Origin of the sequence: Dactylosporangium sp. NPDC049525 (assembly GCF_040676755.1) — a bacterium.
Classification (GTDB): domain Bacteria; phylum Actinomycetota; class Actinomycetes; order Mycobacteriales; family Micromonosporaceae; genus Dactylosporangium.
The window spans coordinates 38,219-61,069 of the sequence record NZ_JBFAPO010000004.1 but is presented as its reverse complement, the minus strand read 5'-3'; the positions used below and the strand labels follow the sequence as shown (position 1 = coordinate 61,069).

Genomic DNA, 22,851 nt, shown 5'->3' with positions numbered 1-22,851 from the left:
CCAGGCGTCCGCCGTTTCGCGAGCGCCCCCACGGCCGGGACCCTGTGAACCGACGGCCTGATGGAGGAGTGACATGCCCAACTACCGTTCCCCCGGCGTGTACATCGAAGAGGTGCAGGCCGGTTCACGCCCGATCGAGGGCGTCGGCACCGCCGTCGCCGCGTTCGTCGGCATCACGAAGGACGGCCCGTACAACAAGCCGGTCAAAATCGTGAACTGGGGCCAGTTCGTCAAGACCTTCGGCGAGTGGGTCGACGGCGCGTACCTGCCGCACGCGGTGTACCAGTACTTCAACAACCAGGGCGGCGCCTGCTACGTCGTGCGGGTCGGCGAGGACGCCGCCGCCGAACCGCAGCGCGCCAGCGCCGAACTGACCAGCGCCGTGCGCGCCGGCCAGGCCGTGTACCAGCTGGAGGCGGTCGAGCCCGGCGCCGCCGGTGCCGGCATCAGCGTGCGGGTCGAACGCTCCGGCGGCGCACAGGCACCCGCCGAACCCGCCAAGGACGGCGACGCCGAGCCGGCCGACGGCAACTACACCGTCGAGGTCCGCCAGGGCGCGAAGGTCGAGCGGTATGAGGTGAGCCCCCGCAAGGGCCGCCGCGACCTCGTCACCGAGCTGCAGCGCTCCGAGCTGGTCCGGGCGACCGAGATCACCGCCGTCCCGGTCGCCGAACGCACACCCAGCACCGGCGAGGTCGTGCTGCGCGGCGGCGACGTGCTGCCGGTACGCCTGACCCCCGCCGACTACCTCGGCAACGAGATCGCCCGCTCCGGGTTCGAGGCGCTGACCGCGGTCGAGGACGCGACGATGGTCGTCGTGCCGGACCTGATGGCCGCCTACGAGAGCGGGCACATCGGCCTCGACGGCGTGAAGGCGGTCCAGAACGCGCTCGTCACCCACTGCGAGACGATGAAGAACCGGATGGCGATCCTGGACGCGCCGAAGGGCATGAGCGCGCAGGACGTCGTCGAGTGGGTCCGCGACGAGGCCCGGTTCAACTCGGCATACGCGACGGTCTACTGGCCCTGGTGCACGTTCTACGACCCGTCGCTGCGGGAGAGCCGGCTGATGCCGCCCAGCGGCGCGATCGCCGGCATCTGGGGCCGCAACGACGACACCCGCGGCGTGCACAAGGCACCCGCCAACGAGGTCGTCGCCGGCGCCACCGACCTCGAGGTGCACATCAACCGGCGCGAGCACGACGACCTGAACCCGGCCGGCATCAACGTCATCCGGGCGTTCCCGGGCCGCGGCATCCTGGTCTGGGGCGCCCGCACCCTGTCCGCCGACAGCGCCTGGCGCTACGTCAACGTGCGCCGGCTGTTCAACTACGTCGAGTCGTCGATCCTCGCCGGTACCCAATGGGTGGTCTTCGAGCCCAACGACTACGACCTCTGGCAGCGCATCAAGCGCACCGTGTCGGCGTTCCTGCTCGGGCTGTGGCGCGACGGCGCGCTGTTCGGTGCGACGCCGGCGCAGGCGTACTACGTGAAGTGCGACGAGGAGACCAACACCCCGGAGTCGATCGAAGCCGGCTACGTGGTCATCGAGGTGGGCATAGCGCCGGTCAAGCCGGCCGAGTTCGTGGTGTTCCGGATCGCTCAGCTGCCCAGCGGTGGCGGAGTCGACGAGTAGGAGGACGGCTGCTATGGCCATCGGTGAAGACGCAATCGGCAACTACGCCTTTCAGATCGAGATCGACCGGGTCACGATCGCCCAGTTCAAAGAGGTCACCGGGCTCAGCGCCGAGATCCAGGTGATCGAGCACCGGGAGAACAAGGCGAAGGGCATCCCGGTGATCAAGAAGCTGCCCGGAGCCCGCAAGTGGGGCGACATCACGCTCAAGCGCGGCAAGACCGACAACCCCGCGTTCTGGGCCTGGATCAAGGAGGTGCAGGACGGGAAGATCGACAGCGCCCGCCGCAACGCCTCGGTGGTCCTCTACGACTACGAGCGGGGCGAGAAGGCCCGGTTCAACATCATCAACGCGTGGCCGTCGAAGGTGAGCATCGGCAGCCTCCAGGCGGGCGGCAGCGAGATCATCCTCGAGGAGATCACGCTGGTCCACGAGGGTCTCGAGGTCGCGTAGGCCATGTCCACCGTTGCTGAGACCGGGTTGCGCACCGAGTTCGCGTTCGAGCTGCCGGTCGGGTACGTCGACGACGACGGCCAGGTGCACAAGCACGGCACGATGCGGATGGCCCGCGCCAGGGACGAGATCGCGCCGCTGCGCGACCCGCGGGTCCGGGACAACGAGGCGTACCTCACCGTGCTCCTGCTGTCGCGGACCACGACCCAGCTCGGCACCGTGCCGTCGGTGACCCCGGCCGTCATCGAGGGGCTGTTCACCCCGGACCTGGCGTTCCTGCAGGACCTGTACCGCCGGATCAACCAGGAGGGGCACACCCGGGCCGCGGTCGTCTGCCCCGCCTGCCGGCACGACTTCTCGGTCGACGTGGCAGGTGGTGCGGCGGGGGAATCGTGACGTACGCGACCGCCCAGCTGCTCGACGAGGTCGCGTACGTCGCCGCCGCCCTGCACTGGTCGATGGACGACATCCTCGACCTGGAGCACCGGGACCGCCAGCATTTCCTGGCCGCCGCACGGCGGCTGCTGAACGAGGAGTGAGTCGATGTTCGCCAGGCTGCGGGAGCGGTTCGGCCGGTCGCCGGCCGGCCCGTCGGCGTCGGTACCGGCAGCCACGCCGGCCGCGGCACCGCAGCGGCCTGGACAGCCGGCCTGGGCGACCCTGCCGCCGCTCGCCACGACCGTGCGCGCCGCGCCGACCGGCACCGACCCCGGCGGGTTCGCCCGCGGGCTGGTGAGCCGGTCCGCGGCGCCGACCGCGCTGCAGCCGCTCGGCCACCAGGTGTCCGCCGACGTCGGCGGGGTCGTGTCGGGCCTGGCGACGGTCTCGGTCCGGCACACCAAGGCCCCGGCCGGCCCGAGCCCGCTCACCTCCGCCCGTGCCGCCGAAGCGCCCGCGGATCCTGGCGCGCCGGCGGGGCGTCCGGCCGGTATCGGCGGACGGCTGCGCTCGGCGTTCGGGATCGAACGGACCGCCGCACCGGACAGACCCGCACCGGACACAGCGGCTCAAGGTTCCTTGCGAGCGCCTGGTTCCTCGGGGGACGTGGTGGCCGGACCGCCCGCTGCCGAGCCTCCGGTGGGCCTGCCGGCGCTGCCCGCGCCGCGGTCGTTGCCGGCAATGGTGCACCGGTCCGCACAACCGATTCCGACGACCGACCTGCCGACGCCGGCGGCGGATGTGCCTGCCGGGCTGCCGCTCAGCGAGTCGGGTGGGCACACGGAAGGATCCCGTGGGCACACTGCGGGGTCTGCAGCTGCCGGTGCCGAGGCGGCGGCGAGCCGATCGTCCGGCGGTTCCGACACGGCGGCGGTGCACCGGCAGGCGTCCGTGGATGCCACCGCGTGGCCTGCGCCCGCCCGTGGCACTCAGCCGGACGTTGAGCCGACCGGCGGGACCTTCATGCCGACCGGTCCGCAGCCGGTGGCCGGCATCCAGCCCCCACGGCTCGGCCTCGGCCGGCCGGTGTCCGGACCCGGCCACCCCGTTTCCCGGTCCGCTGCCCCCGGTCCAGGGCACCTGCCGACGTTTCTGGCGCCGCCCCGACCTGATGCGACGCAGGAACCTGCCGCGCCGTCGGGATCTGATGTGCTGGGCGGACCTGATGCGCTGTCTGGACCTCCTGCGCGGTCGGGACGTGCTGCGCCATCTGGACCCGCTCCGATGTCCGGGCCTGCGGCCCTGTCGCGGGCCATTGCGCCGCCCGCACCCGACGCACCAGAGACGCCCGACGCTTCCTCGAAGGCCGATGACCTCGACGCGCCGCCCTCGCGGTCCTCCGGATCCGTGCCGCCGTCGGTGCCGGTCCGCCGGCTGGCCGTCGCGCCGCCGGCCGGCGAGGACACCCCAGCGCCGGCTCCCGCCCGTCCCGGCGCCGCCCCGCTCACCCGGTCGGACGTGCCGGTGTCCCGCTCCCCCGCCGGCACCGCACACCGGCCCGCGGCCGCCCCGGACTCCGGCCGGCCGGCCGCGGAACACCCGGCAGACGACGACCCGCCAGTTGCCACGCCGACAGGCACCCGCCCCGTCGCGACAGGCCCGACGATCCCGGTCACCCTCGCCCGGACCGCGACCGCGACCGCGACCGCGACCGCGACCACCACCAGTCCGTCCGAGCCGGCCCCCGCGGCGACGATCGCCCCGGCCCACATCCCGGACGTCGGAGGCACCGACACGACCGGCAGGGTCCTCGCCCGGACCGCCGATCCGACCGCCGGTGGTCCGACCGGTCGCACCGCCGGGCCGGCCGCGCCCGCCGGCCTCGGACTACCCGTGCACCGGTCACCGGCGCCCCCTTCGGCGTCCACAGTGGACGTGCACGTCGCGCGGGCGGCAGCGGTACCGGAGCAGCAGGACCCGGGCGAAGTCGCGGTCGCCGGCGGGATCGCCCGTCGGGACCCCGACGGCAGCGTGGTCTTCGACCCGCCACCCGACGACGCCACCCCGGCCGCACAGTCGTCCACAGTGGACCGGCCGGTCGACCTCGCGGCCATGGCCGACGAGCTGTACGACCGGATCGAGCGCCGGCTCCGCAGCAACCTGCTCCTGGAACGCGAACGCCGCGGCATCCTGGCCGACCGATAGGAGGCACGACGACATGGGCAACCCGGCCAACACCCTGCGGTTCAACGTCACCATCGACGGGCAGGACCTCGGCTCGTTCACCGCGCTGGACGGGCTCACCGCCGAATACGAGGTGAAGACCTACCAGGAGGGCGGCGAGAACGGCTTCGTCCACCAGCTTCCGGGCCGGCTGAAGTTCGGCAACATCAAGCTCAGCCGCCCCGTCGACCTGCAGTCCAAGGCCCTCGGCGCCTGGTTCCACCTCCTCGCCAAGGGCATCGGCACCCGCCGGCACACGGCCACCGTCGTCGCGTTCAACGACAACGGCGAGCCGGTCGCGGAGTGGACGTTCGTCGGGGTGTGGCCGGTGAAGTACACCGGGCCGAGCTTCTCCACGGAGACCGCGAAGGTCGCCATCGAGGCGTTCGAGTTCGCGCACAACGGGCAGCTGGGCTGACGTCATGGAGCTGCCCAAGGCGAAGTCCTTCCTGCAGGAGGTCCGCAACCCGCTGTCCCGGGTGGACTTCCACTTCAACCCGACCACGATCAGCTTCAGCCGGCAGGCGGAGTTCCGGCGGGAGCCGACGCAGGGCGGCGGCGGTGACCCGCCCGCCCAGTTCCGCGGCACCCAGGCCACCCAGCTGCGGCTGCAGATCCTGCTCGACGCGGTCGAGAAACAGCCGGCCGGCAGCGTACTGTCCGAAGTGGAGCGACTGCTGCGCTGGACCGGGCCGGACGACGACCCGGGCGAGCACGCGCCCAGCCCGCCGGAGCTGCAGTTCACCTGGGGGCAGCTGACCATCAACGGCGCCCACACGTTCCGCGGGCACCTGAAACAGGTCGACGTCACCTACGAGCTGTTCGCCCGGGACGGCCGGCCGATCCGCGCGTCGGTCAGCCTGACCCTGGAGTCGACGGCGACCCCGCCGGCCCGGACGAACCCGACGTCCGGCAGCGACCGGTCCCGCCGCAGCCACCTGCTGCGCAGCGGGGAGGCGCTGCAGTCGGTGGCGTTCGCGGTGTACGGCGACGCGGCCCGCTGGCGGGACATCGCCCGCGCCAACGGCATCGACAACCCGCTGCGGGTGCCGGCCGGCCGCGAGCTGCTCCTGCCCGACCCGACGGAGCTGCGATGATGCCGGGCAACGGCCGGACGTTCGGGGCCCGGCCCATCATCAGCGTCGACGGGCGGCAGCTGGAGGCCGCGGTGCAGGCGTGCGTGCGGCAGGTGACCGTCGACAGCGACGAGGGCGGCCCCGACTCCTGCCGCGTGGTGTTCGACGACCCGGCCCGGGACCTGCTGCGCCGCAGCGGCATCGACCTGCACGCCACCGTCGAGGTGTCGGCCGGCCGGACCGGCGAGCAGGTCGGCGAGGCGGTGTTCGAGGGTCTCGTGTACCACCTGGGCTTCGAGTACGACGACCGTGGCGCGTTCACCACCCTGGTCGCCTACGACGGCTCGTACGGGCTGTACAACGGGGTGCACACCACGACGTATCAGAACGTCGCCGACTCGGACCTGGCGACCCAGCTGGCCCGCGCCGCCGGCCTGAAGGTCGGCACGATCACCCCGACGTCGGTCGTGCACGACCACCTCGCCCAGGTCAACGAGACCCACTGGCAGTTGCTGACCCGCCGGGCCCGGGAGATCGACTTCACGGTCCGCGTCGTCGGCGGCGCCCTGGACTTCATGCAGTCGGCGGAGGCGGACGGCGCCCCGGAACCCGGCGACTACCAGGGCACGGACCGGCTGGCGCTGGTGCCCGGCGGCAACCTGGAGCAGCTCAGCGCCCGGGTGAGCGCCGCGCAGCAGGTCGCCGAGGTGGAGGTGCGCGGCTGGGACCCGGAGCACAAGCGGGCCCTCGTCGCGACCGCGCCGGCCCGCACCCGCTCGGCGAAGCTCGCCGACGAGCCGGACACGACCGCCGGACGGTTCGGCACCTCCCGGCACGTCACCGTGGACCTGCCGCTGACCGACCAGGCCGAGTGCGACGCGGTTGCCGCCGCCCAGGCCGAACGGCTCGCCAGCACGTTCGTGCACGCCGAGGGCGTGGCCCGCGGTGACCCGCGGATCGTCGCCGGCGCCGCGGTGAGCCTGGGGCGCACCGGCGGCCGGTTCGACGGCAAGGTGACCGTCTCCCGGGCCCGGCACATGTGGGACCACCGGGGGTACCGCACCAGCTTCACCGTCAGCGGCCGGCACGACCGGTCCCTGCTCGGCCTGGTCACCGGCGAGGACCGGCGGCCCGGCGGGCAGCCGGTGGCGGGTCTGGTCGTCGGGATCGTCACCAACGTCGCCGACCCGGACGCGCGGGGCCGGGTGAAGCTGCGGCTGCCGTGGCTGTCCGACGACTACGAGTCGGACTGGGTGCGGGTGCTGCAGCTCGGCGCCGGCGCCGACCGTGGGCTCGTCCTGCTGCCGGAGGTCGACGACGAGGTGCTCGTCGGCTTCGAACAGGGCGACACCCGCCGCCCGTACGTGCTCGGCGGCCTCTACAACGGGGTCGACCCGCCACCGGTCGAGGCGGTCGACACCGGCGCGGGCGTGGTGAACGTCCGCGCGTTCCGCAGCCGCAAGGGCCACGAGGTGCTGTTCACCGACACCGACGGGACGGAGTCGATCGCGATCAACGCGGCGGGCAAAAAGGTCACCCTGGTGCTTGACGCGGCGAACAAGGCGCTGCGGATCGAGGCCGAGGGCGACGTTGAGATCCACGCCAAGGGCAACGCGAAGGTCACCGCCGACAAGGACTTCACCCTGCACGGCGACGGCAAGGGCACGGTCAGCGCCGGCCGGGGACTCACCCTCGACGGCGGCTCCGGCGACGTGGTCGTCACCGGCACCACCATCAAACTGAACTGAGGAGCATCCATGGGCGCGGCCGCCGTGGTGGCGAACGACCAGATCGTCGGGCAGTGCGTGCTGCACCAGGTGCCCAGCCCGTCCGGGGCGCCGATGCCGGCACCGGCGCCGCTGCCGTTCACCGCGCCGCTGACGACCGGGCTGGCCACCAGTGTCCAGATCAACGGGCGGGCGGCCGCGGTGCAGGACAGCGGCGGGCTCAACCAGCCGCCGCACCCGGGCCTGCACGCCAGCGACCCGTTCCTGCTGCCGAACGCCCAGCAGGGCAAGGTCGTGACCGGCAGCGCGACAGTGCGGTTCGAAGGCAGGCCGGCGGCCTATTCCGGCTGCCTCGTCACCGGCTGCGGCAACGTCCCGGCGCAGGTCACCGGTTCGGCCGCGACCGTCCAGATAGGACTGTGAAGATGCGGGACAACAGTTTCGTCGGCACCGGCTGGAGCTGGCCGGTGGGCACGGACCCGACCGGTGCGATCGCCGTCGTCTCCGGGCCGGACGAGCTGGAGCAGGCGATGTACCTGGTGCTCGCCACGGCGCCGGGCGAGCGGCCGATGCGCCCCGAGTTCGGCTGCCGGCTGCAGGAGTTCGTGTTCGCGCCGGCGAACGCCTCCACGGCCGCGCTGATCGCCGCCGAGGTGGTCACCTCGCTGGTGCGCTGGGAGCCGCGGGTCGTCGTCGACGACGTCGCCGTCACCGCCGACCCGCAGGAGCCGTCGACGCTGTGGATCGACGTGCGGTACACGGTGCGTTCCACCAACGACCGGCGCAACCTGGTGTTCCCGTTCTACGTGATTCCCGAGCACCCCGAGCACCCCGCGCACCCAGGGGGCCGTCCGTGAACCTGCCCGCGCCGAACCTCGACGACCGCACCTTCCAGCAGCTCGTCGACGAGGCCAAGCACCACATCCAGCGGCGCTGTCCGACGTGGACGAACCACAACGTGTCCGACCCCGGCGTGACGCTGGTCGAGACGTTCGCGTGGATGACCGATCAGCTGCTGTACCGGCTGAACCGCGTCCCGGACCGCAACTACGTCAAGTTCCTCGAACTGCTCGGGGTGACGCTGTTCGAGCCGGCGGCGGCGCGGGTGGAGATGTCGTTCCGGCTGTCGTCGCACCAGCCGGTGCCGGTGCGCGTGCCGGCCGGCAGTGTCGTGTCGACGCTGCGCACCCCGGGCCAGCCGGCGATCTCCTTCGCCACCACCGACGAGCTCGTCATCGTGCCGGCGGTGTCGCGGATCGTGGCGACGTTGCCGGCCGACGGCGGGTTCGCCGACCGGACCGCGGCGATGGGCGTCGGGGCGCCGTTCCCCGCTTTCGCCGAGCGCCCGCAGGTCGGCGACGCGCTGTACGTCGGGCTCGACCGGCCGGCGCCCGGCGCCATCGTGCTGCTGCAGTTCGTCTGCCGCATCGGCGGGCACGGCATCGACCCGAGCGCGCCGCCGCTGCGCTGGGAGGCGTGGACTGGCACCGAATGGAGCGAGTGCACCCTCGAACGCGACGACACGAAGGGGCTCAACGTCTCCGGCGGGGTCGAGGTGCACGTGCCGGCCGGGCACACGATCACCAGCGTCGGCACCGCGACCGCCGCCTGGCTGCGCTGCACGGTCGTCGAGGCGACGGGGCGGCGCCCGTACCGCTCCTCGCCGCTGATCGTCTCGTGCACCGCGGCCACCATCGGCGGGGACGTCGCTGCGGTGAACGCGGACCCGGTAGCGGCCGAGGTGGTCGGGGTGTCCGACGGGACCTCGGGGCAGACCTTCGCCGTGCTGCACCCGCCGGTGCTGCGGATGCCGGACGACCAGGTCGTGCTGGAGGTCCTCGATGGCGCTTCGGTCGACCCGGCCGAGTGGCAGGAGTGGGCGCGGGTCGACACGTTCGCCGAGAGCACGGCCGAGGACCGGCACTTCGCGGTCGAGCCGACGACCGGCGAGCTGACCTTCGGGCCGGTGGTGCGCAGCGCCGACGGGACGCTGCGCCGCTACGGTGCCGTCCCGCCGAAGGGCGCCGTGCTGCGGGTCCGCCGGTACTGGACGGGCGGCGGCGCCCGCGGCAACGTGGCGCCCCGGATGGTGGGTGTGTTGCGCTCGTCGATCCCGTACGTGGCGACGGTGTACAACCGGCTCGCGGCGACCGGCGGGGTGGACGGCGAGACGGTCGAGGAGGCGAAGCTGCGCGGGCCGATCGAGCTGCGCTCCCGCAACCGGGCGGTGACGGCGGAGGACTACGAGTACCTGACCCGGCAGGCGGCACCGTCGTTGGCCAGGGTGCGGTGTGTGCCGGCGGGCGGCGCGGCGGCGGACGGTCTGCGGGTGCTCGTCGTGCCGGACGCGCCGAGCCCCGACGGCCGGATCGCGCTGGGCCGGCTGCGCCTGCCGGAGTCGGTGCGGGACAGGGTCGTCGCGGCCCTGGAGGAGCGGCGGATGGTCGGCGTGCGGGTCAGCGTCGAACCGCCCAGCTACGTCGGCATCCGCTTCGACGTGCGGCTGCGCACCCGGCCCGACGCCGCCCCCGAGCGGGTCGAGCAGGCCGCGGCGACCGCGCTGTACGGCTACTTCAACCCGCTGACCGGCGGCCCGCGCGGCGACGGCTGGCCGTTCGGCCGGCCGGTGCAGGTCGGCGAGGTGTACGCGGTGCTCGGCCGGGTGCCCGGCGTCGACTTCGTCGAGGAGGCGGTGCTGTTCCGGGCCAACCCGCTGACGAAGGAGCTCTCCCCCGCTGGCGACCGGATCGACCTGGAGGCGACGCACCTGGTGTTCAGCGTCGAGCACGACATCGTCGCCACCCCGTCGGAGGTGGCCGCATGAGGGCCGGGGTGCCGGGGCTTGACTCGCCGCATCCGCTGGCGACGGGCCTGCCGCCGGCGTTCTTCGGCAGCCGGTTCACGAGCGAGTTCGTCGCCGCGTTCGACGACGTCCTCGCCCCGGTCTTCGCCACCCTCGACCACCTCGACGCCTACCTCGACCCGCGGTACGCACCGGAGGACTTCCTGCGCTGGCTGAGCGGCTGGCTCGGGGTCCCGGTCGACGAGCGCTGGCCCGCCGACCGGCTGCGGGCGCACCTGACGAAGGCGGTCGAGGCGGTGCTGTGGCGGGGCACGCTGCGCGGGGTGGCCGCCGCCGTCTGCGCGTACACCGGGGAAGAGCCGGAGGTCACCGACACCGGCGGGGTGGCGTTCTCCACCCGCCCGAACGGCCCGCTGCCGGGCGCGCCGGCGACCGCGCTCACCGTGCGGGTCCGCGCCGACCCCGCGATCGACCGGGACGTGCTCGACCGGATCGTCGCCGCCGCCAAACCGGCCCAGGTGCCGCACGTCATCACGTACGCCTGACCCACGCCTCAGACGGCGAGTTCCGCCAGCATCGTGCGGTACGCCGCCTCCGCCGTCGTCGCCTCCGCCGGGTTGCCGGACTCCTGCAACGAGGCGATCAGGCGGCGCCACAGGCCGTCGCGGTACCGGTCGTGCACCAGGCCGAGACGCGCCAGCCGGGCAGCCTCGGCGTGCCCGCCCGCACCGGCCAGAGCCCCGGCCACAACGTCGCAGGCGTCGGCGAGGTCGCCGTGCAGCCGGTCCCGCTCCGGCACCACCCAGTCAGCCGCCCCGTCGTCGGGCAGCAGCTCGCCGGTGTGCAGCGCCAGGGCCACGTCCAGGGCGGCGACGGCGGCGCCCGGGTCGCCCTGCTGCGCGGCGCGCCGGGCCTGCCGGAGCTGGTCGTCGATGCCGCGGACGTCGCAGTCCTCGTCGGCGTCGAGCACGAGGCGGTACCCGGCGTGCTCGCGGCGCAGCCGGGCCCAGTCCCCGCGCTGGGTGTCCGGTTCGAGGAGCTTGCGCAGGTCACTCACGGCCACCTGCAGGCTGTGCAGACCCCGTTCGGCGGCCCGGCCCGGCCACAGCCACTCGACGATCTGCTCCCGGTGCACGGTCCGGTTCGCGTTCAACGCGAGCAGCCGCAAGAGCTCCTGGTGGCGCGGGCGCAGCGCGGCGAGGTCCAGCTCGGCGCCGTCTGCCTCGACCCGGAACGCGCCGAAGCACCGCACCCGCAACCCACCTTGCAGACCGCCGCCGCGGGCGCCGACGTCAGCGGGTCCCGACAGCCGGTCGGCGATCGCCGCCACGAGGGCGCCGGCGCCGCACTGCTCCGCGATCCGCACGGCCAGTTCCCTGGCGCGCGCCGCCCCGCCCGCCGGTTCGCCGGCGCCGCCGGTCGGGTCGGTGGCGAGCAGGGTCAGCGCGTACGGCAACGGACCCAGCGCCCTGGCGGCGACCTCGATGGCGGCGAGGCGGTCCCGGTCCGGCGGCTGCCCGGCGATGGCCCCGGCCGCCGCACCGGCCGCTGCTGCCCAGGCGGCGAGGGCCGGCGCGGCGAGGGCGTCGAAGCGTCCGGCAAGCTCGGCGAGGGCGGCCACCCGGGCGTCGCCGGCACCGACCAGCCCGAGCGCGGCGACCTCGGCGAGCAGCCGCAGCACCGCGCCGCCCCACGGATCCTCGGCCTGCCGGCACTCGCCCTCGATGTAGCGCACCGTGTCGAGGTCCGCGGCGGCGATCGCCTGCAGCCCGTGCGCGAGCCTCGTCGCCAGGGGCATGTCGAGGCGTTTCGTCGCGGCGGTGAGCTGCTCGTACACGAGGGACTCGGCGTCGGACGCGCCGGACAGCACCGCCGCGATCGCCTCCCCGAGCAGCGCACCGACCTGCACGGCGGGGGTGAGCGGGCCGTGCTCGTCCAGGGCGGCGAGCGTCGCGCGGGCGGCGGTCAACTCACCCGCCAGCAGCTGCCCAGCGGCCTGCAGCAGCCCGGCCGTCGCCGTGCCGTCCGCCGGCACCGCGGGCAGGTGCCGGCGCGGGTCGCTGAGCAGGCCACGGGCGACGGACGCCCAGTCGCTGACCACCCCGGGCGCCGGGCGCATCCAGGCCCGCAGCCGGCGCAGCTCCGTCTCGGCCCGGGCGCCGCTGACCGGCCCGAGACCGTCGACGGCCCGCTGGTACATCTCGGCCGCCCGCTCCAGGGCACCCTCGGCGAGCAGCCGCCGGCCGAGGGCGAGCAGCACCCACGGGTCCTGGTCGCGGATCGACTCGGGCAGCAGGTCGACCCACGGGCCGGGGGCGCTGGCGAGGGTCGGGCCACCGGTCGCGAGCAGCCGGCGGACGTCCTGCCACGACTCGGCCCGGCAGTACGCGCGGACGGCCGCGGTCAACGCTCCCTCCGCCTCCAGCAGCTGACCGGCGCGGCGGTGCAGGTCGCGGGCGTGCCGGCGGCCGTGCCGGACGGCGAGCTCGTCGAGCAGGTGCGCGCGGAGCACGTCGTGGTAGCGGAACACCTGCCCGTCGATCTCGGCGAACGTGAACAGCCCGTTGCGCTCCAGCTCGACCAGGCGGGCCGCCGAGTCGTCGCGGCCGAGCAACTGGTCGCAGCGGCGGGCGGTCAGCTCGTCGAGCACACTCGTGGCGACGAGGAAGTCCCGCACGTCGTCGCCGACCCGGTCGAGGACGTGCCGGGTCAGGTACTCCTGCGTCAGCCGGGAACCGGCCCGCTGCCCGGCGAGCAGCTCGGCGCGGGTCGAGGCCGGCTGGCGGCGGGTCGCCAGGTGGAACAGCTGCAATCCGGCGGCCCAGCCCGCGGTCCGCCGGGTCAGCTCGGTCACCTCGCGCGGCCGGAGCACGACCGCGTGGCAGCCGCGGAACAGCTCGTCGACCTCCCAGGTGCGGAACCGCAGCGCGTCGGCGTCCAGCTCGACCATCGAACCGGCCAGCCGGCGCCGGGTCACGTCGAGGTCGGGCGTGCAGCGCGAGCCGAGGGCGATGCGCAGCAGGTCCGGCTGATACTCGATGAACGGCTCCACCGCGACCCGCAGCACCGGCTCGCGGGCGCTGTGCAGGTCGTCGATGACGAGCAGCACCGGCACCGTGAGCAGCGCGTCCAGGTCGGCGAGGGCCGCGTCGGCGGTCGGCCACTGCTCGGCGAGGCCGGGGACGGCGCCGGCGAACGCGGCCCGCAGCTGGGCGAGGACCGGGCCGGGACCGCCGTCGTCGGGCCGGAGGGTGAGCCAGGCGACCGGACCACCGGCCGCCTCGGCGACGTGCCCGAGCAGCGTGGACTTGCCGGCGCCGGCGGGCGCGACGATCAGGGTCAGCTGCGGCGCGGCCGGGCCGACGAGCGGCTGGACGAGCCGGCGCCGGCGCAGACCCTGCGGCTGCGGCGCCCGCACCCTGGCCCGGACGAGCCGGGGCGCCTGCGCGGCCGTGCTCAGCGGATCGATCAAGTCCCGGTTCCCCCACGGTCCAGCCGCGCTCCCCAACGCGACCTTGCGAACGATATCCTTCTATCCGGCGTGCGGTGTCCACGGTACGGCCGCAACGCCACTCCAGGTGCATTTCCGTCTGACGATCGAGGAGCGAGGCGACGCGGAGCGGTGACGACTGATCCGACCGACGACGCGGACGACCTGGCCGCCCTCCTCGCGCCCGGCGCACCGGCGGCCGTCCGGCCACGTCCGCGACCGGTGGTGCCGTCCCACCCGGCGGCTGTGCCGGCCGCGCCCCGGCCGCTCGCCGGGACCCACTTCCACCCGTTCGCCGGGGTACCGGTCGCGTTGCCCGCCGCGGACGGTCTGGTCCGGTTCGACACGGCGCCGGGCGCAGCTGTGCACGCCGTCGAGGCCGGGACGATCTCCTCGCCGCCCGGCGACGCGGTGCTGCGGCTGCGGACGGCGGCGGGTCTCGAGTACGGCTTCCATGGCGTGCGGCCCGTGGTCCGGGAGGGTCCGGTCGCCGCCGGTTCGATGATCGGCGCCGTCACCGGGCCGGCCGTCGATCTGTCCATCGTGGACGCCGCCGGCCGGCCGGTCGACGCCGAGGCGTTCCTCGCCGGGTTCGCCGACCCGGACGAGCTGGGCGGGGTCGCCGACCCCGACGCGCTGGACGAGGAGATCGCCCGTGACCCGCAGGTCCGGCCGCCGTGGGAGGTGACCGGATGATCGAGTGCCCGCGGTGCCACCGGGAGAACGCCGACGACGCGCTGCACTGCGCGACCTGCCGCGCCTACCTGGGCTGGGCCCGGTCCCGGCGCGAGCCGGCCACCCCACCGCCCACGCCAACGGTATCGCCGGTCTCGCCGGTGTCGCCGGTCTCGCCGGCGGAGGCCACCGGCCGGTCGGAACCATCGGTGGCGGGGGCCGCCGCTGACCGGTCCGCGCCGGCGCCCGAGCCCAACCCGTGGGCGCCGCCGCCGCGGACCGGCGGGTTCGGCACGGTCCGCCGCTCGGCCGAGCCGTTCACCGTCCGGCGGGTGTCCCAGCCGACCCGGACCTCACCGTGGGGGCGGCAGCCGGCGCCGTCGGGCGCCGACGTCGGTGCGGTGCTGCCGCAGGAGACCGGCCCGGCCGCCCCGTCGACCTGGGCCGCGCCGAGCGACTTCGCGCCGTCCGGCTCCGGCGGGACCGTGTGCCCGCGCTGCGGTCACGGGGTGCCCGACGGCCGCAGGTTCTGCCGCTGCGGCGCGTCGCTGGTTCCGCCGGCCCCGCCGGCGCAGGACGAGCAGGCGGAGCGCCGCCCCTGGTACCGCAGAATCCGCGACGCATTCGGCACCGACCGCAGCTTCAAGCAGGCGATGCTGCAGGCGAACGGCGGCGCGCGGTGGGTCTACGACGCGGCGGTCTCGGCCCGGGCGCAGTTCGTCCGCCTGACCTTCGTGCTCGCCGCGGTCGGCATCGGGGTGTCGCAGTTCGGCCCCTGGAGCCCCGACCTGCGGACCAAGGCGAAGCAGCAGGCCGACCGCGTGCTCCCGCACCGGTACGGCGAGGTCGCCGTCGAGTCCGTCGGCACCGAACCGAAGACGGCCGACCCGCCGGGGTTCGAGGTCCGGTTCGCCACGGACGGCAACACCAGCCGGGCGTGGGGCACCCCGTGGCAGCCGGCACCGGCGGCCGGCCCACCGTGCCAGCGGCCGGGCGGCGCGCCGGCGCTGGTGATCGCCTTCCGCAAGCCGTCGGACCTCGACCAGGTCGTCATCCGGGCCGGGCTGCCCGCCGACAACGACCGGCGGACGTCGCAGGCCCGCCCGCGGATCATCGACCTGCGCCTCGCCGACGGCAGCTGCCGGCAGCTCGACCTGACCGACACGGCCGGCCCGCAGACGTTCGACCTGAAGGCCCGCGGCGCGACCTTCGTCCAGCTGCTGATCGTCGACGTGTACCCGCCGGCCGACCAGGGCGACGGCCTGGTGAGCCTCGCGGAGGTCACGTTCAAGGCCCGCACGTAGCGGAGCTCGCCACTACGCTGATCTGGTGACGGATGCGCAGCTCATCGCCGTTGCCCGGGCGGCCGCGTCCGAGCTGGGTCGCGAGTCCTTGCCGGACGCCGAGGTGCTCACCCGCGAGCCGGCGGCGGAGGTCCTGCTGAGCGACCCGAGGTACGCCCGGGGCGGCGGCCTCCTGGTGATCATCGACACCGCGACCGGCACCGTCCTGCGAGTGGTTCCCCAGTTGTAAACGCACACCGTCCAGCTGGGCGGGATCGCGCTCCGGCTTGACGCATACCGTTATCGGAATATGATGGCGGTCATGGCACGAGCAGCGACGACGTCGGACGTCTTCAACGCGATCGCGGAGCCGCAGCGGCGGGAGATCCTGGTGCTGCTGCGGGCGGGTGAGCGGCCGGTGACCGAGTTGGCTCAGGAGCTGGGGATGAGCCAGCCGGGGGCGTCCAAGCACCTGCGGGTGCTCCGGGAGGTCGGGCTGGTGCGGGACCGCAGGGCGGGCAAGCAGCGCCTTTACGGCCTTGACGCCCGCGGGCTGCGGCCGGTCCACGAGTGGGCCGGCGGGTTCGAGCAGTTCTGGAACGAGAGCTTCGACCGGCTGGACGCGTATGTGCAGGACCTCAAGCAGGCAAGGCAGGAGAAGTAGCTGATGAGCACGACGGCCGACCGCGAGATCGTCATCTCCCGGGTCATCGACGCCCCACCGGAGCTGGTGTTCGAGGCGTTCACCGAGGTGCGGCACCTGTCGCGGTGGTGGGGACCGGAGGGGTTCACCACTACCACACGGTCCTTCGAGTTCCGCGTCGGCGGAGCCTGGGACTTCGTGATGCACGGGCCGGACGGGACGGACTACCAGGAGTGGATCTCCTGGACCGAGATCGCCCCGCCGGAGCGGATCGCGCTGCTGCACGGCGAGTCCAGCGGCGACCCGAACACCTTCGAGTCGGTCCTGACGTTCGCGCCCGACGGGGCGGCGACCCGGATCGAGATGCGCACGGTGTTCCCCACCAGGGAACTGCGCGACGAGGCGGTCGAGAAGTACCACGCGGTCGAGGGCGGCCAGCAGACGCTGGGCAACCTGGCTGCCTACGTCACCGAGAACGTCCGGAAGGTCAATTCGGAAGGAACTGAGGGCTGATGGCCGCCAAGGTGTTCTTCAGCGTGTCGATGTCGCTGGACGGGTTCGTCGCGCCCGGATCCCTTGACGACCTGATGGGGCCGCAGTGGATGGAGCTGCAGCAGTGGGTCTTCCCGCAGCGGTTCTTCCGGGAGAACCTGAAGTTCGGCGAGGGCGGCGAGGAAGGGCGCGACAACGACATCCTGCGGGAGACGTATCTGCGCACCGGCGCGAGCGTGATGGGCAAGCGCATGTTCGACGCCGGCGAGCACGCGTGGCCGCAGGAGGCGCCGTTCCACACGCCGGTGTTCGTCGTGACGCACGAGAAGCGTGACCCGTGGGAGCGGCCCGGCGGCACGACGTTCCATTTCGTCAACGACGGCATCGAGGCCGCGCTCGACCAGGCCCGCGAGGCCGCCGGCGACCGGGACGTCCGCGTCGCGGGTGGCGGCGCGACGATCCTGCAGTACGTGAACGCCGGCCTGATCGACGAGTTCTCGATCGCGCTGTCGCCCGTGCTGTTCGGCTCCGGGGTCCGCCTGTTCGAGGGCGTGGACGCCGGCCGGGTAGCCCTGGAGCAGGTCCGCGCGGAGCACTCCCCGAAGGTGACGCACCTGACCTACACCGTCCGGGAGCGGTAGGAGCGCGGTAGCAGCACGACGGACGGACACCGGTCACCAGCCGCGAGGCGTGCCGAGTGTGCAGCGGGCAGGCACACTGGAGCGGTGGCGAGGTCTGCGGTGACGGCGTGGCGGCGGGCCCGTGACGTCGCCGCAGGCCTGATGACGGTGGCACGGCGGGTGCGGCAGGTCGCCATCGGCCTCACGCCCGGGCAGCGACGTGCGGTGGCGTTCGGGTTGCTGATGGTGACGACACCCGTGTGGGGGGTGGCGTCCGCGGTACTGCCGGCGATGGCGCCGCCCGTCGAACCACCGGTGCTCGAGGCCGTCGCCTCGATCGAGGCGGGACGTCCAGCGGGGTTCCCGGTCGGCGGGATCGACGTGTCCAGTCACGACCACCGGCGGTTCGGCATCCACTGGCCGACCGAGGTCGCCGCCGGCAGCGAGTTCGTCTACATCAAGGCCACCGAGGGTGGCACGTATGTCAACCCGCACTTCGCCACGGACTACGCGGCGGCGCGCCGGGCCGGGCGGTATGTGGGCGCCTACGTGTACGCCCGCCCGGACCGTGGCGACCCCGTCGGCCAGGCCGAACACTTCCTGCGGCACGCCCGCTTCACCCGCGACGCGCGAACGCTGGTGCCGTTCGTCGACCTGGAGTGGCCGTACGCCGGCGTGCGCACCGACGACTGCTACGACCTCACCCCCGCCCAGCTGCGCGCCTGGATCCGCGCGTTCATCGGCCGCATCGAGGCCGGCATCGGCCGCAAACCGATGATCTACACGAACACCCACTGGTGGAACCCGTGCACCGGCAACGACACGTCGTTCGGCGGCTACCCTCTCGACATCGCCGGGTACACCGCGAAGAGCCCGGCGCTGCCCGCCGGGTGGAGCACGTTCGCGCTCTGGCAGTACCAGCCCGGCGACCCCGACCGCCGGCACAGCCACGACCGGGACGTGGTCAACGGCGGCCCGGCGGCGCTGCGGGCTCTCGCCTGGCCACCCCCGCCGGGCGGCTGAACGCCCGGTGGCTACGCCTTATGGGCGCGGGGCGGGGCCGGTGGAGGCGCGCACGATCAGGCGGGTCGGCAGGGACGTGCGGGCGCTGCCCGGGCGCTCCCGCTCGTTGAGCAGGTCGGCGAGCAGGTCGATGCCCGCCCGGCCGCACTGGTCCTTCGGCTGGCTGACGGTCGTCAGCGCGGGGCTGACGAGGGCCGAGGCCGGGATGTCGTCGAAGCCGACGATGCTGATGTCGCCGGGCACGGTGACGCCCCGGGCACGGAACTGGCTGACGAGGCCCAGCCCGATCATGTCGTTGTAGGCGATGACGGAGGTGACGGCGGTGGCCAGGACCAGGTCGGCGACGGCGACGCCGCCCTCGAAGTCGGGCGACACGTTGCCGGCCTCGACCACCTCGAGGTCCAGGCCGGCCGCGACGGTCCGCACGGCGCGGAGCCGCTCCCGGTTGACCCATGAGGTGCGCGGGCCGGCGACGTAGGCGACGCGGCGGTGGCCGAGCGCGGCGAGGTGGGCCAGGGCCTGGCGGATGCCGTCGGCGTTGTCGAAGATGATCGACGGCAGCTGGCCGACCCGGCGGTTGAGCAGGACCACCGGCAGGTCGCCGCACACGGAGCGAAGGTCGTCGTCGCCGGCGCGGGGCGCGCACAGCACGAAGCCGTCGACCTGTTTCGTCAGCGTCCGGATGAGGTCCAGCTCGGTGGCGGGGTCTTCGTCGGAGTCGGCCAGGAGCACCGCGAGGCCGAAGTCGCGGGCCCGGCGCTGGGCGGTCTTGACGATGCCGGCGAAGAGCGGGTTGGCGATGTCGGGCACCAGGAAGCCGATGGTGCCGGTGCGGCCGGTGCTCAGACCCCGGGCGATCCGGTTCGGCTCATAGCCGAGCTGCGCGACGGCCCGCTCGACCCGCGCGCGGGTTTCGGCGCGCACCTGGTCCGGCGCGGCGAGCGCGCGGGACACCGACGACTGGGAGACCCCGGCCAGCCGGGCGACATCCTTGATCGTCGCTGCCATCGGCGGCTCCTCATCGCGTCACGGCCGCTGGAACCGGTTCCAGATCTTGTCAGTTCGCCGACCGTAGCACGAGATCCGTCGATACGAAACCGGCCTATTGCAAGGTATTGACAAAACTGATTCGGGCGGCCCACTGTGGGAACCGTTTCCAGGCGCTCCAACCGCCAACCCGCCTGGAGACCCAAATCGCCGCGCGCTCTGTTGCGCATCAGACACCGCCACCAGCGCAACGGATTCGCCCGCACCTGTCGAGGAGAGTCGATGCGATGAAGAGAAGAAACGTGCTCGGCGTGGCCGCCGGGCTGTCGATCGGGGCCGTCGCCGGCGCGCCGTCCCGGGCCGACGCGGCAGTCGGGGAACAACTGGGCAACTACGCCGGCCACGTCACGGACGCCCGCAGCGTCACCGTCACCAGCAACACGGGCCAGCGGTTGAGGATCACCGCGTACGGCAACCAGATCGTCCGGGTCCGCGCGATCCGCAGTGGCGAGACGTTCTTCGCCGACACGCGGTACGAGATGGTCGTCCCCGCCAACCACGCGGGCATGGGCGGCAGCCTCAGCGTCACCGACGACGGCACCACCCTGACCGCCGTCACCGGCGCGGCGGACGGCATCCGGATCGTGCTGCAGAAGAACCCGCTGCGGCTGGAGTTCTACCACCGCGGCACCGGCGCGCTGCTCGCCAAGGAGGACGCGACCCGCAGCATCACCTGGGGCGGCACCAACAACAGCGTCGTCACCGAGGCCTTCGTCCCGCCACCCGCCGACGAGCACTTCGTCAAGGCGGGGCACGGCCTGTACGGGCGCTCACCCAAGCTCGACCGTACCGGTGACGTCGTGTCGCACAACTACGGTGCCGCCCGCGGCGACCAGGCACCCGCGATCGTGCCGCTCTACCTGTCCACCAAGGGCTACGGCGTCTTCGTCAACACGACCTTCGACACCACCTTCGCCTTCGCCAACGGCACCGCCCGCGACTACGCGTTCTCCGCCGATGACCACGGCACCGCCGGTGCCCGGCCGCAGCTGGACTACTTCCTCATCAACGGCCCCGAGTTCGCGAAGCTCCTCGACCGGTACACCCAGCTGACCGGACGTCCACGCCTGCCGCAGCTGTCCATCTTCGGCCTGCACATGTCCGACAAGGGCTTTCCCGATGTCAGCGACCAGAACTGGTGGCGGACGAAGATCACCCAGCATCGCAACGCCGGGTTCCCGTTCGACCACCACGTCAACGACAACCGCTGGCGGGCCGGCACCGGCGCGTGGGGCGGGTCGTGGTTCGAGTTCAGCTCCGTGCGGTGGCCCGACCCGGCCGGCTACCAGGCGTGGGCCGCGGCCAACGGCGTGACGATGACCCTGGACTACAACCGCAACAACTCCAACCTCATGGCCGGCTGGGTGGGCGGGCCACCGCCCGGCTACAGCTTCAAGGCCGCCGACCTCACCGGGGTGGCCGACAGCGGCTCGGTGCCCGACTGGAGCAACCCCGCCACCCGCGTCTGGGTGTGGAGCGTCTTCTGGTCCAAGGCCCTCAACCCGGCCCTGCACTACCCCGGCGACGGCCTGTGGCTCGACGAGGTGGACGAGCTGGGCCCCATCCCGTTCAACGCCGACAGCGCCGGCGGCAAGAAATGGTCGGAGCTGCGCAACGCGTACTTCTTCTACCTGCACAAGGGCGTCGGCGAGGAGGGCTGGGACCCGCAGACCGCCGGTCACGTCGGCGTCGCCAAGCGCCCGTGGACCTGGAGCCGAGGCGCGTCGGCCGGGCAGCAGCGCTACGGCCACTACTGGACCGGCGACATCGCCTCCACCTACGACGAGATGCGCCAGCAGATCAGGGGCATGCTGGTCGGCGGGCTGGGCGGCTTCCCGTTTGCCAACATCGACGGCGGCGGTTTCCACGGCGGCGCCGGTGGCCTGATCTCCGAGCCGTTCTACCGCAACTGGCCGGCCGCCTGGTCGAGCCTGTCACCGATCTGGCGCCCGCACAGCGGGGCCAGCACCACCTCCCAGGGCGCGATCGCCTCCCGCTGGCCACTCGACCAGAACGCGACCATCCAGGCCGACTTCCGCAAGTACGGCGAGCTGCGGTACACCCTCCTGCCGTACATCTACAGCATCGCCCACGAGGCCGCCGCCACGGGCATGCCGATGGCCCGCGCCATGGTCATCGACTACCAGAACCGGGCCGCCGCATACACCCACGACCTGCAGTACCTGTGGGGGCCGTCGCTGCTGGTCGCGCCGTTGACGCAGGACGGCGGGGGCACCCAGAACGTCTGGTTGCCGGCGGGAAGCACCTGGTACAACTTCTGGGCCGACATCAAGCACGTCGGCACGGACGCCGTCGACCTGCCCTACGTCACCTCTACCGGCGAGATCATCCTGTTCGTCAAGGCCGGCGCGATCCTGCCCCGGTACCAGTACGCGCAGAGCACCGCCTTCCTGAACAAGCAGCAGCTGGAGCTGGAGGTCTACGCCGGCGCCGACGGCAGCTTCAACCTGGTGGAGGACGACGGCGTCACCGAGTCTTACCGCGTCGCCGGCGCCAAGAGCGTCACGACCCTGACCTGGACCGACGCCGCGACCCGGACCACGATCAGGCACCCGCAGGGCACCTACACCGGCGCACCCGCCACGCGCCGGTACGTCGTGCGGGTCCACGGGCTCGCCGCCGCCATCGGCATGCGGGTCAACGGCGGCGCCACCCTGCCGTCCTACACCAGCGAGGCGACCGCCATCACCAGCGGCGGCGGCACCGTGTGGGACGCCGCCAGGAAGATCCTGACCGTCGTCACCCCGTCCATCCCCACCGTCGTCGGCGGCGGCGTGGCCGCCACGGTCGAGCCGAGCGGATCGCCCTTCCCGGCCGCCACCGGCGGCACCGTGTACCAGGCGGAACGGGCCGTGCTCAGCGGCGCCGTCATCGACACCCGCCACCCCGACTACACCGGAACGGGCTTCGTCGACTTCGCCGACACCGCGGCCAGCGGCGCCTACGTCCAGTGGACCGTCAACGTCCCCACCGCGGGCACCAGGACGCTGACATTCCGGTACGCCAACGGCGGCGGCGCCAACCGCCCCCTCGCCATCTCGGTCAACGGCGGCACCGTGAACAGCGCGCTGGCGTTCAACCCGACCGGGTCCTGGGACACCTGGGGCACCACCTCGTTCACCGCCGCCCTGCCCGCCGGCAGCCAGGTCGCGGTCCGGGCGAGCACCACGGGCGCCAACGGGGCGAACCTCGACAGCCTGACCATCACCTGACACACCGGCCGGGGGGCGGGGGGGCGCGCGGGGCCCGCCGCCGGCCCC

General features: G+C 73.4%; 22 protein-coding genes. 20 read left to right on the top strand and 2 right to left on the bottom strand.

Features of this window, described 5'->3' with window-relative positions; translation table 11 throughout:
* The first annotated feature begins 73 nt into the window (after positions 1-73).
* The 12 genes from AB0K00_RS09190 to AB0K00_RS09135 all read left to right on the top strand — a co-directional run bounded on the left by AB0K00_RS09190 (position 74) and on the right by AB0K00_RS09135 (position 10,842).
* Entirely contained in the window at positions 74-1,636 is a 1,563-nt protein-coding gene (locus AB0K00_RS09190; RefSeq protein WP_363517835.1) for a phage tail sheath subtilisin-like domain-containing protein, read from the top strand.
* Positions 1,637-1,649: 13 nt separating this feature from the next.
* Positions 1,650-2,090 (top strand): phage tail protein, encoded by a 441-nt coding sequence (locus AB0K00_RS09185; protein WP_363517833.1) that lies wholly within the window; start codon positions 1,650-1,652, stop codon positions 2,088-2,090.
* A gap of 3 nt (positions 2,091-2,093) precedes the next feature.
* Positions 2,094-2,486: a hypothetical protein gene (locus tag AB0K00_RS09180; RefSeq protein ID WP_363517830.1), complete on the top strand. Its 393-nt coding sequence runs from the start codon at positions 2,094-2,096 to the stop codon at positions 2,484-2,486.
* Positions 2,483-2,629, top strand: a complete 147-nt coding sequence (locus AB0K00_RS09175; protein ID WP_363517828.1) for a hypothetical protein — start codon at positions 2,483-2,485, stop codon at positions 2,627-2,629. Before AB0K00_RS09180 ends, AB0K00_RS09175 begins: the two co-directional genes overlap by 4 nt.
* Before the next feature lie 1,123 nt (positions 2,630-3,752).
* Positions 3,753-4,673: a hypothetical protein gene (locus tag AB0K00_RS09170; RefSeq protein WP_363517825.1), complete on the top strand. Its 921-nt coding sequence runs from the start codon at positions 3,753-3,755 to the stop codon at positions 4,671-4,673.
* Between the two features lie 13 nt (positions 4,674-4,686).
* Positions 4,687-5,109 carry a phage tail protein gene (locus tag AB0K00_RS09165; RefSeq protein ID WP_363517822.1) on the top strand — a complete coding sequence of 141 codons (423 nt, stop codon included), beginning with the start codon at positions 4,687-4,689 and terminating at the stop codon, positions 5,107-5,109.
* A gap of 4 nt (positions 5,110-5,113) precedes the next feature.
* A complete protein-coding gene (locus tag AB0K00_RS09160; protein ID WP_363517819.1) occupies positions 5,114-5,788 on the top strand; it encodes a hypothetical protein in 675 nt (224 codons plus the stop codon).
* Complete coding sequence (locus tag AB0K00_RS09155) at positions 5,785-7,515, top strand: VgrG-related protein (protein WP_363517816.1); 1,731 nt, start codon at positions 5,785-5,787, stop codon at positions 7,513-7,515. Before AB0K00_RS09160 ends, AB0K00_RS09155 begins: the two co-directional genes overlap by 4 nt.
* Positions 7,516-7,524: 9 nt before the next feature.
* The gene (locus tag AB0K00_RS09150) at positions 7,525-7,917 is read left to right on the top strand and encodes a PAAR domain-containing protein (RefSeq protein ID WP_363517813.1); all 393 of its coding nucleotides are present in this window, start codon (positions 7,525-7,527) and stop codon (positions 7,915-7,917) included.
* A gap of 2 nt (positions 7,918-7,919) precedes the next feature.
* Positions 7,920-8,351 (top strand): GPW/gp25 family protein, encoded by a 432-nt coding sequence (locus tag AB0K00_RS09145; RefSeq protein WP_363517810.1) that lies wholly within the window; start codon positions 7,920-7,922, stop codon positions 8,349-8,351.
* A complete protein-coding gene (locus tag AB0K00_RS09140) occupies positions 8,348-10,318 on the top strand; it encodes a putative baseplate assembly protein (RefSeq protein WP_363517807.1) in 1,971 nt (656 codons plus the stop codon). Before AB0K00_RS09145 ends, AB0K00_RS09140 begins: the two co-directional genes overlap by 4 nt.
* Complete coding sequence (locus tag AB0K00_RS09135; protein ID WP_363517804.1) at positions 10,315-10,842, top strand: phage tail protein; 528 nt, start codon at positions 10,315-10,317, stop codon at positions 10,840-10,842. The genes AB0K00_RS09140 and AB0K00_RS09135 overlap by 4 nt, the downstream gene beginning before the upstream one ends.
* An 8-nt stretch (positions 10,843-10,850) precedes the next feature.
* On the opposite strand, the gene AB0K00_RS09130 is transcribed toward AB0K00_RS09135, so the two are convergent.
* Positions 10,851-13,769: a BTAD domain-containing putative transcriptional regulator gene (locus AB0K00_RS09130; RefSeq protein WP_363517801.1), complete on the bottom strand. Its 2,919-nt coding sequence runs from the start codon at positions 13,767-13,769 to the stop codon at positions 10,851-10,853.
* A 150-nt stretch (positions 13,770-13,919) separates the two neighbouring features.
* Here AB0K00_RS09130 and AB0K00_RS09125 point away from each other — a divergent pair, with 150 nt between their 5' ends.
* The 7 genes from AB0K00_RS09125 to AB0K00_RS09095 all read left to right on the top strand — a co-directional run bounded on the left by AB0K00_RS09125 (position 13,920) and on the right by AB0K00_RS09095 (position 18,523).
* Positions 13,920-14,483, top strand: coding sequence for a hypothetical protein (locus AB0K00_RS09125; RefSeq protein WP_363517798.1), 564 nt, complete (start codon positions 13,920-13,922; stop codon positions 14,481-14,483).
* Positions 14,480-15,766 carry a zinc ribbon domain-containing protein gene (locus tag AB0K00_RS09120; protein ID WP_363517795.1) on the top strand — a complete coding sequence of 429 codons (1,287 nt, stop codon included), beginning with the start codon at positions 14,480-14,482 and terminating at the stop codon, positions 15,764-15,766. The genes AB0K00_RS09125 and AB0K00_RS09120 overlap by 4 nt, the downstream gene beginning before the upstream one ends.
* A gap of 25 nt (positions 15,767-15,791) precedes the next feature.
* Complete coding sequence (locus tag AB0K00_RS09115) at positions 15,792-15,995, top strand: hypothetical protein (protein ID WP_363517792.1); 204 nt, start codon at positions 15,792-15,794, stop codon at positions 15,993-15,995.
* Between the two features lie 72 nt (positions 15,996-16,067).
* Complete coding sequence (locus tag AB0K00_RS09110) at positions 16,068-16,409, top strand: metalloregulator ArsR/SmtB family transcription factor (protein ID WP_363517789.1); 342 nt, start codon at positions 16,068-16,070, stop codon at positions 16,407-16,409.
* 3 nt (positions 16,410-16,412) lie between these two features.
* Positions 16,413-16,901: an SRPBCC family protein gene (locus tag AB0K00_RS09105; RefSeq protein ID WP_363517786.1), complete on the top strand. Its 489-nt coding sequence runs from the start codon at positions 16,413-16,415 to the stop codon at positions 16,899-16,901.
* Positions 16,901-17,521 carry a dihydrofolate reductase family protein gene (locus AB0K00_RS09100; protein WP_363517783.1) on the top strand — a complete coding sequence of 207 codons (621 nt, stop codon included), beginning with the start codon at positions 16,901-16,903 and terminating at the stop codon, positions 17,519-17,521. The genes AB0K00_RS09105 and AB0K00_RS09100 overlap by 1 nt, the downstream gene beginning before the upstream one ends.
* 84 nt (positions 17,522-17,605) lie before the next feature.
* Complete coding sequence (locus AB0K00_RS09095; protein ID WP_363517780.1) at positions 17,606-18,523, top strand: GH25 family lysozyme; 918 nt, start codon at positions 17,606-17,608, stop codon at positions 18,521-18,523.
* An 18-nt stretch (positions 18,524-18,541) separates the two neighbouring features.
* Here the strand turns inward: AB0K00_RS09095 and AB0K00_RS09090 are convergent, their stop codons facing one another.
* Positions 18,542-19,531 carry a LacI family DNA-binding transcriptional regulator gene (locus AB0K00_RS09090; protein WP_363517777.1) on the bottom strand — a complete coding sequence of 330 codons (990 nt, stop codon included), beginning with the start codon at positions 19,529-19,531 and terminating at the stop codon, positions 18,542-18,544.
* A gap of 266 nt (positions 19,532-19,797) precedes the next feature.
* Here AB0K00_RS09090 and AB0K00_RS09085 point away from each other — a divergent pair, with 266 nt between their 5' ends.
* Positions 19,798-22,803, top strand: a complete 3,006-nt coding sequence (locus AB0K00_RS09085; protein WP_363517774.1) for a TIM-barrel domain-containing protein — start codon at positions 19,798-19,800, stop codon at positions 22,801-22,803.
* The last annotated feature ends 48 nt before the right edge of the window (positions 22,804-22,851 follow it).

Excerpts from the sequence above, each read along its gene's own strand:
- AB0K00_RS09190 (WP_363517835.1), top strand. The coding sequence starts at position 74 with ATGCCCAACTACCGTTCCCCCGGCGTGTACATCGAAGAGGTGCAGGCC.
- AB0K00_RS09185 (WP_363517833.1), top strand. The coding sequence starts at position 1,650 with ATGGCCATCGGTGAAGACGCAATCGGCAACTACGCCTTTCAGATCGAG.
- AB0K00_RS09180 (WP_363517830.1), top strand. The coding sequence starts at position 2,094 with ATGTCCACCGTTGCTGAGACCGGGTTGCGCACCGAGTTCGCGTTCGAG.
- AB0K00_RS09170 (WP_363517825.1), top strand. The coding sequence starts at position 3,753 with ATGTCCGGGCCTGCGGCCCTGTCGCGGGCCATTGCGCCGCCCGCACCC.
- AB0K00_RS09165 (WP_363517822.1), top strand. The coding sequence starts at position 4,687 with ATGGGCAACCCGGCCAACACCCTGCGGTTCAACGTCACCATCGACGGG.
- AB0K00_RS09160 (WP_363517819.1), top strand. The coding sequence starts at position 5,114 with ATGGAGCTGCCCAAGGCGAAGTCCTTCCTGCAGGAGGTCCGCAACCCG.
- AB0K00_RS09155 (WP_363517816.1), top strand. The coding sequence starts at position 5,785 with ATGATGCCGGGCAACGGCCGGACGTTCGGGGCCCGGCCCATCATCAGC.
- AB0K00_RS09150 (WP_363517813.1), top strand. The coding sequence starts at position 7,525 with ATGGGCGCGGCCGCCGTGGTGGCGAACGACCAGATCGTCGGGCAGTGC.
- AB0K00_RS09145 (WP_363517810.1), top strand. The coding sequence starts at position 7,920 with ATGCGGGACAACAGTTTCGTCGGCACCGGCTGGAGCTGGCCGGTGGGC.
- AB0K00_RS09135 (WP_363517804.1), top strand. The coding sequence starts at position 10,315 with ATGAGGGCCGGGGTGCCGGGGCTTGACTCGCCGCATCCGCTGGCGACG.
- AB0K00_RS09120 (WP_363517795.1), top strand. The coding sequence starts at position 14,480 with ATGATCGAGTGCCCGCGGTGCCACCGGGAGAACGCCGACGACGCGCTG.
- AB0K00_RS09110 (WP_363517789.1), top strand. The coding sequence starts at position 16,068 with ATGGCACGAGCAGCGACGACGTCGGACGTCTTCAACGCGATCGCGGAG.
- AB0K00_RS09105 (WP_363517786.1), top strand. The coding sequence starts at position 16,413 with ATGAGCACGACGGCCGACCGCGAGATCGTCATCTCCCGGGTCATCGAC.
- AB0K00_RS09100 (WP_363517783.1), top strand. The coding sequence starts at position 16,901 with ATGGCCGCCAAGGTGTTCTTCAGCGTGTCGATGTCGCTGGACGGGTTC.
- AB0K00_RS09090 (WP_363517777.1), bottom strand. The coding sequence starts at position 19,531 with ATGGCAGCGACGATCAAGGATGTCGCCCGGCTGGCCGGGGTCTCCCAG.
- AB0K00_RS09085 (WP_363517774.1), top strand. The coding sequence starts at position 19,798 with ATGAAGAGAAGAAACGTGCTCGGCGTGGCCGCCGGGCTGTCGATCGGG.